The organism is Modestobacter sp. SYSU DS0657, assembly GCF_054050925.1.
On sequence record NZ_JBJHAG010000050.1, the window covers coordinates 1 to 9824 of the forward strand.

Below are 9824 nucleotides of genomic sequence, written 5' to 3' on the forward strand. Positions count from 1 at the left end.
CCCCCCCCCCCCCCCCCCCCCCCCCCCCCCCCCCCCCCCCCCCCCCCCCCCCCCCCCCCCCCCCCCCCCCCCCCCCCCCCCCCCCCCCCCCCCCCACGGACGTGCACGTCATGGGCGGTGCCACCGCCGGCGCCGCTGAGTGGCAGGGCGTGGGAAGCGCCGCGCCGGGGCAGAGCGGGCGGATGCGGATCACGGTGGACGACGTCCGGGCACTGCACTTCGACGACGGGGCGCCGGTCACCGCTGCCTCGGCGATCGCGCCGCTGGGGGAGGGCTGGCTGGTCGCGCCGGACGACGCCACGGTCGCCGCCTGGGTCCTGGGTGAGCGGGTCTCCCCGGTGCGGCTGCTGCCGCCGGTCGAGGGCCTGGACCACTTCACCGAGGCGGCGGGCACCAAGCACCTCAAGCCCGACCTCGAGGTCGCCTGCCCCGCGGTGGTCGACGGCGAGCCGGCGGTGCTGCTGCTGGGGTCGGGCTCGACCCCGCGCCGGATGCGCGGCGTCCTGGTGCGCCTGGTGGACGGGCAGCCGGTCGTGGCGGCCGCGGAGCTGCCCGAGCTGTACGGGCGGGTGGCCGAGCGGCTGGAGCTCCCCGATGGGCAGCTCAACCTGGAAGGTGCGAGCCGGCACGGCGACACGGTGCGCTGGTTCAACCGGGGGAACCTGGTCGCCGGGGTGTTCCCCGCCAGCGTCGACGTGCCGCTGGCCGCGCTGGTCGACACCGTCCTCGGCCGGGCCCCCGCGGCGGGCGTGCCGGTCGCGCACCCCCGCTCCTACGACCTGGGCCAGGCGCGCGGCGTGGGCCTCGCCGTCACCGACGCCGTCGCGCTGCCCGACGGCCGGACCCTGCTCAGCGCCGCGGCGGAGGACACCCCGAACGCCGTCGACGACGGCCCGGTGGTGGGGGCCGTCCTCGCGCTCGTCGCGGACCACGCCGCCCAGGACGTCGCCGCGGTGCCCGAGGTCGACGGCGAGGTGGTCAAGGTGGAGGGGCTTGCGCTGCGCCGGGTCACCGACGCCGCGGTGGACCTGCTGGGCGTCGTGGACGTCGACGACCCCACGGTGCCCTCGCTGCTGCTCACGATGCGTGTGCACCTGGACTGAGCGGCACCCACCGGCCGGCCCGGCCCGGCCCGTCGGACCGGGCCGGGCCGGGTGGCGATCAGCCGAGCGTCGTCCAGACCCGGTCCCAGATCGGGTTGGTGTTCACGGCGAGCGCGGGGATCTCGGTGGTGAGCCCGGGCCCCTGCACGCCCTGGACGGCGACGTTCGCCGGCGCGAACGCCAGTCCGAAGGGCGCGTAGCGGTTCTCCGCGAGCAGCTCGGCCGCCTGCTGGTACAGGCCATCCCGCTGGTCCTCGTCGGTCGCGCTGCTCGCATCGGCCAGCAGCTCGTCCAGCTGCGGGTCCGTCACGCCGCTGAACGGCGACTCGGAGTCGAAGCGGAGGCTGACGCCCACGCCGGCCGCCGGGTCCCAGGCCCCGGCCGTCTGCAGCATGGCGGTCCAGTTGCCGGAGGTGAACCGGTCGATCACCCCGGACAGCGGCAGGCTCTCGGTGTTCACCGTGATGCCAGCCTCCTGCCACTGGGTCTGCAGCGCGGTCATGACCTGCTCGGCCACGTAGACGCCGGTGGTGCCCAGGGTGATGTCGATGCCGCCGACCTCCTGCACCAGCTGCTCGGCCAGGTCCGGGTCGTAGCCCTGGTAGCCGTCGACCTCCGGCTCGTGGAACTTGCCGCCCGGTGCGGTGAAGGCCTGGCTGACCTCGTACTTGCCCCCGAAGAGCCCCGTGGCGATGGCGTCCCAGTCGGTGGCGGCGTAGATGGCCTGCCGGGCCCGCTCGTCGTCGAACGGGGCCGTGCGGGTGTTCAGCTGGACGACGTAGGGGGAGGTGGCCGGCTGGACCGTCACCTGCAGCTGGCCGTTCTGCTGGGCCTGGTCCAGCAGCGGGGTGGTGCTCAGCCCGATGTAGGCCTGCGCCTGGCCGGCCTGCAGCGCCTGGTAGGCCGGCTGGTCGCCGCCGATGGTCTGGAAGGTGAGCTCGTCCAGGTGGGGCAGGCCCTCCTTGAAGTAGTTCGGGTTCTTCGCCAGCTCGAGCTTGGAGTTGAGCTGGTTGGAGACGACGGTGAACGGCCCGGCGCCGACCGGGTTGATCGCGAAGTCCTCCTCGCCCTGCTCCTGCACCGCGGTCGGGGAGGCGATCCAGTTCACGTTGCTGACCGGGAAGTTGGCCTCGACCGCGCCGAACGGCTCGTCGAACTTCACGACCACGGTCAGCGGATCGGTGGCGGTGATGTCGTCGGGGTTGCCGGCCAGCGGCCAGGTGGGCTTGCAGGCACACGTGGACGCCAGGTCGCGCTGCCAGTTCCAGACCACGGCCTCGGCGTCCAGCGGGGTGCCGTCGCTGAACTCGATGCCCTCGCGCAGCGTGACGGTCATGGTCATGCCGTCGTCGGAGAGCTCCAGGCTCTCGGCCTGGTTGGGCTCGATCCGCGCGTTGGAGCCGTCGTCGTCGGCCTCCAGCAGGAACAGGCCCCCGTAGATCGCCTGGTTCATGTCGAGGTTGGCGCCGCCGGTCACGTTGGTGGCCGGGTCCAGGCCGGTGGGCCAGGACCCGGAGAAGCCGGCGTCCTGCAGCACGGTCAGCGCGCCGCCGCTCTGCGGTTCGTCGGCCGCGGCGTCGGTCGTGCCGGACGCGGAGCTCCCGCCCCCGCAGCCGGAGAGGGCCAGCGCCGTGGCCAGTGCGAAGGCCGTCGTCATCCGTCGTCTCATGGGGGTGCTCCCGTCTGTGTGGTCGTCGCTGACCACGTGGCCGGTGAGTGGCGTCGCGGACGGCGACCACCACGCGCAGTGACCCAGATCACCGTCGCAGCGCACAGCGTCGAGATCCGACGGGTTGCCCGGGCACATCGTTTTCTCCCTGCGGAAGGGGCATCTGCGCCGCGACCGGGTGCGCCCGGGCCGTTCAGCCGGTCGGCTGGTCGTCGCCCGGGTGGCGTCGCTCCAGGAAGTAGGCGCCCAGTGCACCGGCGAGGGTGGCGAACACGGCGACGGAGTACACCGCCAACGCCACCTCGAGGAAGCGGGCGACCCCGTGGTCGGTGTTCAGCACCTGACCGGTCACGGTGGCCAGCGCGGCGTCGTGCAACGCCGGGCCGTAGCTGGCGTAGGCGCCCAGCACGTACAGCAGCTGGCTGCTGGCCAGCACGACGACGCCGGTGACCGCGGTCAGCCAGCCGATCCGGCCGGTGAGCAGCCGGCCGGCCGACCGGGAGCCGCGGACGGCCGCGGACAGCACCCCGCCGACCCGGGCGGTGCGCAGCAGGGTGAGGGCCCGGGCGAAGCGCAGGAAGGGCAGCGCGAGGAAGAGCAGCTGCCACCAGTTGCGCAGCCAGAAGCGTTTCTGGCTGCGGGCGCGGACGGCCCGGAAGGCGAACTCCGCGACGAACACCGCCCAGCACACCCAGCCCGCGACGGTCAGCGTCGTCACCAGCCACGGCTCCCGGGCCAGCGACTGACCCAGCACGATCAGCACGAACACCAGGCCGAGCACGCCCATCGGGCGGTCCAGGCGTTTCGCCAGGCCCTCGGTCTCGACGGGGTCGTCGGCGGTCCGGTCTGCGCGCATGGCCCGGGCCCTACCCAGCCCTCTCCTCGCGGTCCCCTCGTCCGCGGATCAGGCTCGGCGCGCGTGGCGGAGACGTGCCCACCGGCCGTCCTCGACGAACTCGCTGTTCAGCACCGCCCAGTCCTGCGCGAGGTCGAAGGTGTTGGCCGCTCGAAGCGCGGTCACGGCGTCGTCCAGCTCGACAGGTCCGCGCCCCGCACCACTCCGCCGCCCTCGACCATGACCTCGCCCACGGGCATGGCGCCCGCCTGGAGGTCCGCGTAGGTCGTCCGAGTGACCCCGGCCCAGCTCATCGTCCGCCGTTGGGAGGTGGTCGTCTCGTGGTGGCCGTTCGCGCCGGCGAGTGCGGGAGGGGGGAGTCGAACCCCCACGCCCGAAGGCACCAGGACCTAAACCTGGCGTGGCTGCCGTTACACCACTCCCGCGTGCGGGTGAGTCTAGGAGGCGCCTGACCGGGCCCCCGGCGCGCGCATCTGGCAGGCTGTCGGCGTGCCGCGCAGCCCCGAGCAGATCCAGCAGGAGATCGACGCCGCCCGCGAGTCGCTGGGCGCTACCCTCGACGAACTGGCCTTCCGCACCAACCCGAAGCGCCTGGGCGACGAGGCCAAGGCGAAGGTGCAGGAGTTCCTGCAGAGCCCGCCCGGGATGGCGCTCGTCGGCGTGGTCGGCCTGACCGTCACCTTCGTCGTGACCCGGAAGGTCGTCCGCCGCATCCGGCACACCGACCGCCGGGTGGAGCCCGTGGTCACCTACCGCCGGGAGCCCGTGGTCACCTACCGCCGGGTGCGCTGACCCGCGGAGCGACGTTCGCTGTCGAGCTGAGCACGCCCCCTCTCCCGGGGAGGCGTGCTCAGCTCGTCACTCGGCGCGGGTGGGCCGGCCTCCGCCGGTGAGGCGCACACTCGGCGACGGGTACCCACCGCCCCGTGATCCCGTCGGACCCGGTCAGGAGTCCGTCCGGGACCACCCCCGCCCGCCCTCGGCCGAGGTGACCGGCCGGCGCGTCGAGGTGGTCCTCGGCGGGCGGGTGATCGCCCGCACCGACCGGGCCGTGCGGGTCTGCGAGACCAGTCACCCGCCGGTCCACTACGTGCCCCGCGACGACGTCACCGCCGGCGTGCTGGAGCGCGCGGCCTGCTCCTCGTGGTGCGCGTCCAAGGGTGCGGCGACCTGCTGGGACGTCGTGGTCGACGGCGTCGGGCACCCCTCGGTCGGCTGGTCCTACGAGTCCCCGACCACCGGGCGCGGGCAGTTGCTGGGTGCGATCGCCTTCCACCCGAGCCGGCTGGACTCGGCCACGGTCGACGGCGAAACGGTGCGCGCCCAGGCCGGGGACTTCTGCGGCGGCTGGATCACCGACGAGGTGGCCGGCCCGTTCAAGGGTGAGCCCGGCACCCGCGGCTGGCGAGTTGACAAGGTACCCCCAGGGGGTATGTTCGACCTCGTGACGGGCTACGACGGCAACAAGGACCAGGTGCTCGCGCGCCTCAAGCGGGTGGAGGGCCAGGTCCGCGGCATCGCGCGGATGGTCGAGGACGACACGTACTGCATCGACGTCCTCACCCAGGTCTCCGCCGCGACCAAGGCGCTGCAGGCGGTCGCGATCGGCCTGCTCGACGACCACCTGGCGCACTGCGTGCGGGAGGCCGTCACCGCCAGCGGCGACGACGACGGCGCGGCCGCCGACGCCAAGATCGCGGAGGCCTCCGCGGCCATCGCCCGGCTCGTCCGTTCCTGAACCGATCAGCTCGAAGGAGAACCCCGTGCAGACCCTCGACTTCACCGTCACCGGCATGACCTGCCAGCACTGCGTCGCCTCGGTCACCGAGGAGGTCTCCGAGCTCGCCGGCGTCCGCGAGGTCGACGTCGACCTGGCCAACGGCCGGCTGCACGTCGTCGGCGACGACGTCACCCCCGAGCAGGTCCAGGCGGCCGTGGCCGAGGCGGGGAGCTACTCCGCCACGCCGGCGTGACCGCCGGGCCGCAGGCGGCCCCGTCCGACGAGAGCGCGCTGGACGAGGTCCGCCTCGACATCACCGGCATGACCTGCGCGAGCTGCGCGAACCGCATCGAGCGCAAGCTCAACAAGCTCGACGGCGTGCAGGCCAGCGTCAACTACGCCACCGAGGCCGCCACGGTCCGGTACGACCCGGCCCGGGTCGACACCGACCGGCTGCTGGAGACCGTCTCGGCCGCCGGCTACTCCGCCGCACTGCCGGCGCCGCCGGTGGCCGAGGAGACCGAGCCGGCCGCCGACGCCGCGGCGACTCCTGAGGACGCGCTGCGCCAGCGGCTGCTGGTCAGCGCCGCGCTCGCCCTGCCGGTGCTGCTGCTGTCGATGATCCCGGCGCTGCAGTTCGACAACTGGCAGTGGCTGGCCCTCACCCTGGCCAGCCCGGTCGCGGTGTGGGGCGCCTGGCCGTTCCACCGGGCCGCGGTGGTCAACGCCCGGCACGGCGCCAGCACCATGGACACCCTGGTCTCCCTCGGGATCAGCGCCGCGTACCTCTGGTCGCTGTGGGCGCTGTTCCTCGGCGACGCCGGCATGCCCGGCATGCGCATGGAGTTCACCCTGCTGCCCGAGCAGGGGAGCGGCACCCACGAGCTGTACCTCGAGGTCGCGGCCGCGGTCACCGTCTTCCTGCTGGCCGGCCGGTACGCCGAGGCCCGCGCGAAGCGGCGCTCCGGTGCCGCGCTGCACGCGCTGCTGGAGCTCGGTGCCAAGGACGCCGCGGTGCTCCGCGACGGCCGCGAGGTCCGGGTGTCGGCCGCCCAGCTCGCCGTCGGCGACCAGTTCGTCGTCCGGCCGGGGGAGAAGATCGCCACCGACGGCGTGGTCGTCGGCGGCAGCTCCGCGGTCGACCTGTCGATGCTGACCGGGGAGAGCGTGCCGGTGGAGGTCGCCGAGGGCGACCGGGTCACCGGCGCGACGGTCAACGTCGGTGGCCGGCTGGTCGTCGAGGCGACCCGGGTGGGTGCCGAGACGACGCTGGCGCAGCTGGGCCGGCTGGTCACCCAGGCGCAGAGCGGCAAGGCCGCGGTGCAGCGGCTGGCCGACCGGGTCTCGGCGGTGTTCGTCCCCGTCGTGCTCGTCGTCGCGCTGACCACCCTGGCCACCTGGCTGCTGGTCACCGGCGACACCACGGCCGCCTTCACCGCCGCCGTCGCCGTGCTGGTGATCGCCTGCCCGTGCGCCCTCGGCCTGGCCACCCCCACCGCCCTGTTGGTGGGCACCGGCCGGGGCGCCCAGCTCGGGGTGCTCATCAAGGGCCCGGAGGTGCTGGAGAGCACCCGGGTCGTGGACACGGTCGTGCTCGACAAGACCGGCACGGTGACCACCGCCGCGATGAGCGTCGTGCAGGTGGCCGGTCACCCGGACACGCTCCGGCTCGCCGCTGCGGTCGAGGCCGGCTCCGAGCACCCGATCGCCCGCGCCGTCGTCGCCGCCGCCGAGGCTCCGCTCCCGCCGGTCACCGGCTTCGCGAACCGGCCGGGTCAGGGGGTCACCGGCACCGTCGAGGGCCACGAGGTGGTCGTCGGCGCCACCGGCACCCCCCTGCCGGCCGAACTGGCGGACGTCGTCGACGCCGCAGCGGCTGCCGGCCGCACCGCCGTCCCGGTGGCCTGGGACGGGCAGGTGCAGGGCGTCGTCGTGGTCGCCGACACCGTGAAGCCGAGCAGCGCCGCGGCGATCGCCGAGCTGCGCGCGCTGGGGCTCGCCCCGGTGATGGTCACCGGCGACAACGCGGGTGCGGCCGCCGCAGTCGCCCGCGCGGTGGGGCTGGACCCCGAGCGCGGGGAGGTCGTCGCCGGGGTGCTGCCGGCCGGCAAGGTCGACGTCGTCCGGGACCTCCAGGCCCGCGGCCGGGTGGTCGCCATGGTCGGCGACGGCGTCAACGACGCCCCGGCGCTGGCCCAGGCCGACCTCGGCCTCGCGATGGGGTCGGGCACCGACGTGGCGATCGAGGCCAGCGACCTCACCCTGGTGCGCGCCGACCTCACCGCCGCGGTCGACGCCATCCGGCTCTCCCGCCGCACCCTCGCGGTGATCAAGGGGAACCTGTTCTGGGCGTTCGCCTACAACGTGGCCCTGGTGCCGCTGGCCGCGCTCGGGTTCCTGAACCCGTTGCTGGCCGGGCTGGCGATGGCGGCGTCGTCGGTGCTGGTGGTCACCAACAGCCTGCGGCTGCGCCGGTTCCGCTCGACCGCGCCGGCGAGCTGAGGGGCACGCGGCGAGGGCCCGGCCGGGGATGCCGGCCGGGCCCTCGGGGGCGGTGTCAGGCGGCGCGGGTGTGGCAGGTGACGAGTGGGAGGACGACCTCGGCCAGCACCTCGTCGGCGAACTCGGTGGGGACGGGCTCACCGCTGAACAGCCAGCGCTGCAGGATCGGGGCGCTCGCGGTGGAGGCCAGCGCCGACCCCAGGGTGTCGGCGGGAACTTCACCCCGGGCCTCTGCCCGGGCCCACGCCGTGGTGAAGACCTCCCGCCACAGGCCCATCGGTCCGGTGTAGAAGGCCTCCCGCAGCTCCGGCTCGTGCGGCAGCGCCGACAGCAGCGACAGCGTCGCCGCACCGACCGGCCCGTTCACCGCGCTGACCAGCCCGTGCAGCAGGATCCGCAGGTCACCCTCGAGGCTGCCGGTGTCCGGAGCGTCCATCGGCGCCTGGCTCAGCTCGGCGACCGCGTCGGCCACCAGGGCGGACTTCGTCCGCCAGCGGCGGTAGATCGTCGCCTTGCCGACGCCGGCGGACGACGCCACCGCGTCCATGGTCAGGCCGGCGTAGCCGGACTCGGCCAGCACCTGCAGGATCGCGGCGCGGATCGCACCGTCGCGGGAAGGGTCCCGGGGGCGGCCGCCGCGGCCGGGCCGGTCGCCGTCGGCCGGTGTCAGGTCAGGCACACCTGCAGACCCTAGCCCTGATGATCTTCCTCGTGATCTTCGCCCTCCTGTGAACTGAGCCTCAGTGCTCGGTTGCCCACCCGGCGTCTGCGCGCGCCTACCCGGTGTCACGCACCGGGTCGGTCATCCTGCTGCCGTGAACGGGGGAGGTGACGTGGTGCGACCGTCGTGGGCAACGCCGCAGCGGGCCCGTCGACTGTTGCTGGCCGGCACGCTGGACCACGTGCTGCCCAGCATCGCGCGGGTCGCCAACGCCATGGGGCTGACCGTCGGCACCGCCCCCGGCCTGCTCGACGTCGTCGACCACCAGGGTGGCCGGCGGATCGACCGGTTGCTGGCGCGACTGGCCCGCGAGCTCACCGCCGCGGAGACCGAGTCGGTCCGGGTCACCACCGACCCGCCGGCCGACGGGGTGTCGCTGGCCACCCGGCTGCTCACCGCGCCGACGCTCGCCGTCGAGTTGGCCCGCCGCGGGATCACCGTGGAGATGTCCCTGCTCACCGACGCCGAGCTCTGGCCGGTGTACCAGCCGATCATGTCGCTGGCCTCCGGGGGGATGGTCGGGCACGAAGCGCTGCTGCGTGGCCGGGTCGACGGTCGCGAGGTCGGCGGCGGTGACCTGTTCTTCCTCGCCGAGCGGGCCGGCTGGCTGTCCCGGCTGGACCGCCTGGCCCGGGAGGCCGCGATCGCCGGCGCCGCGCACTGGCTGGGCGGCGCCGACCTCTACGTGAACTCGAACCCGGCCGCGATCCACCGGCCCTCGGTCTGCCTGGCCGGTACCGAGCGGGCCGTGCACGAGGCCGGCATCGACCCCCGGCAGATGGTCTTCGAGGTGGTCGCCCCGCACGCCGTCACCGACCGGGAGCACCTGCTCTCCGTGCTCGACCACCACCGCTCGCTGGGCTGGCGGGTCGCCCTCGACGACGTCGGGGTGGGCTGGTCGAGCCTGGAGCTGGTCTCCGTCGTCCGCCCGGACGTGGTCAAGCTGAGCAAGGCGCTGGTCTGCCGGCTGGGGGAGCCCGGGGCGAACGCCATCGCCCGCGCGTTGTGCGAGCTCGCCCACCTGCAGGGCGGCGTCGTCGTCGCCGAGGGCGTCGAGCACGAGCGGATGGCCGACCAGGCCCGCGCCGTCGGCGCCGACCTCGGCCAGGGCTGGCTCTTCGGGCGCCCGGTGCGCCCGGAGCCGGAGAGCGAACCCGAGCTCGTCCTCGCCTGACGGGTCACTGCGGCGCCCCTGGGATCGGGTCAGCTGATCGTGCGTGCTCCTGGCTCACCTCCGGAGGTGAGCCAGGAGC

9 protein-coding genes and 1 tRNA gene are annotated in these 9824 nt (G+C 74.5%); 6 read left to right on the forward strand and 4 right to left on the reverse strand.

The window, feature by feature from the left end:
- Positions 1-110: 110 nt before the first annotated feature.
- On the forward strand, positions 111-1103 hold the full coding sequence (locus ACI79A_RS19390; protein ID WP_457085394.1) for a DUF6910 family protein: 993 nt from the start codon (positions 111-113) through the stop codon (positions 1101-1103).
- A 58-nt stretch (positions 1104-1161) separates the two neighbouring features.
- On the opposite strand, the gene ACI79A_RS19395 is transcribed toward ACI79A_RS19390, so the two are convergent.
- The 3 genes from ACI79A_RS19395 to ACI79A_RS19405 all read right to left on the reverse strand — a co-directional run bounded on the left by ACI79A_RS19395 (position 1162) and on the right by ACI79A_RS19405 (position 4053).
- Complete coding sequence (locus ACI79A_RS19395) at positions 1162-2760, reverse strand: ABC transporter substrate-binding protein (protein ID WP_457085395.1); 1599 nt, start codon at positions 2758-2760, stop codon at positions 1162-1164.
- Between the two features lie 205 nt (positions 2761-2965).
- The gene (locus ACI79A_RS19400; RefSeq protein ID WP_457085396.1) at positions 2966-3628 is read right to left on the reverse strand and encodes a hypothetical protein; all 663 of its coding nucleotides are present in this window, start codon (positions 3626-3628) and stop codon (positions 2966-2968) included.
- Between the two features lie 344 nt (positions 3629-3972).
- Positions 3973-4053, reverse strand: a tRNA-Leu gene (locus ACI79A_RS19405).
- Between the two features lie 64 nt (positions 4054-4117).
- On the opposite strand from ACI79A_RS19405, the gene ACI79A_RS19410 reads away from it, so the two are divergent.
- The 4 genes from ACI79A_RS19410 (at position 4118) to ACI79A_RS19425 (ending at position 7850) form a co-directional block, all read left to right on the forward strand.
- Positions 4118-4420: a DUF3618 domain-containing protein gene (locus tag ACI79A_RS19410; RefSeq protein ID WP_457085397.1), complete on the forward strand. Its 303-nt coding sequence runs from the start codon at positions 4118-4120 to the stop codon at positions 4418-4420.
- Between the two features lie 196 nt (positions 4421-4616).
- Entirely contained in the window at positions 4617-5366 is a 750-nt protein-coding gene (locus tag ACI79A_RS19415; protein ID WP_457085398.1) for a metal-sensing transcriptional repressor, read from the forward strand.
- Between the two features lie 25 nt (positions 5367-5391).
- Complete coding sequence (locus ACI79A_RS19420) at positions 5392-5601, forward strand: heavy-metal-associated domain-containing protein (protein WP_457085399.1); 210 nt, start codon at positions 5392-5394, stop codon at positions 5599-5601.
- Positions 5598-7850 (forward strand): heavy metal translocating P-type ATPase, encoded by a 2253-nt coding sequence (locus tag ACI79A_RS19425; RefSeq protein ID WP_457085400.1) that lies wholly within the window; start codon positions 5598-5600, stop codon positions 7848-7850. Before ACI79A_RS19420 ends, ACI79A_RS19425 begins: the two co-directional genes overlap by 4 nt.
- Positions 7851-7905: 55 nt before the next feature.
- Here ACI79A_RS19425 and ACI79A_RS19430 read toward each other — a convergent pair whose 3' ends face one another.
- On the reverse strand, positions 7906-8529 hold the full coding sequence (locus tag ACI79A_RS19430; RefSeq protein WP_457085401.1) for a TetR/AcrR family transcriptional regulator: 624 nt from the start codon (positions 8527-8529) through the stop codon (positions 7906-7908).
- 154 nt (positions 8530-8683) lie between these two features.
- On the opposite strand from ACI79A_RS19430, the gene ACI79A_RS19435 reads away from it, so the two are divergent.
- The gene (locus tag ACI79A_RS19435) at positions 8684-9745 is read left to right on the forward strand and encodes an EAL domain-containing protein (RefSeq protein ID WP_457085402.1); all 1062 of its coding nucleotides are present in this window, start codon (positions 8684-8686) and stop codon (positions 9743-9745) included.
- The last annotated feature ends 79 nt before the right edge of the window (positions 9746-9824 follow it).